Annotated in this window: 1 protein-coding gene and 1 pseudogene; one reads left to right on the top strand and one right to left on the bottom strand. The window is 42.7% G+C overall.

Annotated features, from left to right (window positions below):
• A pseudogene (locus tag AB4653_RS18250) lies at nucleotides 1-115 on the top strand (glyoxalase); the annotation flags it as partial.
• Nucleotides 116-281: 166 nt separating this feature from the next.
• On the opposite strand, the gene AB4653_RS18245 reads toward AB4653_RS18250, so the two are convergent.
• Nucleotides 282-1,301 (bottom strand): AraC family transcriptional regulator, encoded by a 1,020-nt coding sequence (locus AB4653_RS18245; RefSeq protein WP_009847207.1) that lies wholly within the window; start codon nucleotides 1,299-1,301, stop codon nucleotides 282-284.
• Nucleotides 1,302-1,503 lie beyond the last annotated feature (202 nt).

Here is a 1,503-nt window from a genome sequence, read left to right as displayed (position 1 = left end):
CCCAGAAGACGAACTAAAACAAGCGCAAATGGTTTATCTAGAAGACCCGTTTGGCAACCTATTCGAATTCTACTCGCACACATACGAAGACACGTACGCGACTGATTACGAGTAATCGCGTTACCTGCCTGTCATAAGGTAGAAAACCGAACCCCCCCTAAAGAGGATTGGTAGAGATACCAATCCTTTTTGTATTTGGATCGACTTCGATTGGCCTGACACATAAGAATGCCGTCGAGAAGAAGCTTCCGCTGAAGCGTATAACTCGCCGGAAAGTGACCTTACGATTTTAGTTCGGTAGGAGAGTGCCCAGTCCAATTTTTGAATGCTCGGCTGAATGCGCTCGAATCTGAGAAGCCAAGTTCGTGAGCGACATAAGTAATATTACCGTCGTTTTGGTTAAGTAAGGTCAGGCTCAGTTCAAGTCGATACTTATCAAACAAACGACGGAAACTCACACTTTCTTGTTTAAGTTTACGGTTCAAGGTTCGAGGGCTTATGTGCAGGTTGCTTGCTACGCTATCTAGGTTTGTGTCTTTCACTGCAAGCACCTTGAACGTTTCATTCACTTTGTAGATTAAGTTGGTTTTTAACACCTTTTCCATCTGTTGGTCAGCAATTCGTACTAACTCTGCATGAAAATCAGGTTGGAATTGGCGAGGCTTTCTCTGTGCCAGTTCGTTAGAGAAAAGGAGATATCGGGCAGGGTAACCTTCTTTCATTTCTATATTGAATACGCGCTCGAAGATAGCCAAGAACTCATCGCCAATGGTGCTCTTGTTGATATGAATGGTAAGTTTTTGCTTGGGCGCATTGAGGTACTTTCGAATGAGCTTGAGAATAATACTGAAATAGAGCCCCAAGCTAATGTGTGTCATTAGCGTTGACTCATCAATGTATTCGGGTGTCACTGTCCAAAGTTCCAGTTCACCGTTATCGGTTTCACGACTGAATATCTTCAATAGTGGGTGTATATGAATTGAATATCGACTCAGTAGTTCACAAAAGCTGGAGATATTGGGGGCGGTTAGCATGGCCATGACCGGAGCGCCCATTTCAAGCTCATCAAAGTAACGGGCTGATTCATCAAACAAGTCGATCAGTTCATGATCAAAACGTTGGTAGATATTGGTGATCCCGGTTTGAAGCTGATGGGCCGAAATCGTTTCGGCGGAGCAAAGTTGTTCATATACCTCTGCCCCTGACCAGATGTCACTGCTGTCTCCAATTCTAGCTTGGATCGCTGAATCTAAAGTTTTAAACCAAAATATGGGCAACTGAGTACTAAAACTTTCCACCATAACTTCCTGTTATTGCTGGTTGTTGAAGAGTGTTCTCCTCGTTAATGTGCCTCAAATTATAGGATTTTTTTACTGGTTACAAGCAGTGAAAAGCTCAGTTAGACCTTAGAACTTGTAATCAACACCTACTGAAACTACATATTGTGACGATTGGTAATATTCAATATTCGATGTGGTTGTTTTTGCACCTAATAGTGATACC

The sequence above is a fragment of the Vibrio sp. 10N.222.48.A3 genome (assembly GCF_041475345.1).
Classification (GTDB): domain Bacteria; phylum Pseudomonadota; class Gammaproteobacteria; order Enterobacterales; family Vibrionaceae; genus Vibrio; species Vibrio tasmaniensis_A.
This window is presented reverse-complemented; position numbering and strand designations above follow the sequence as displayed.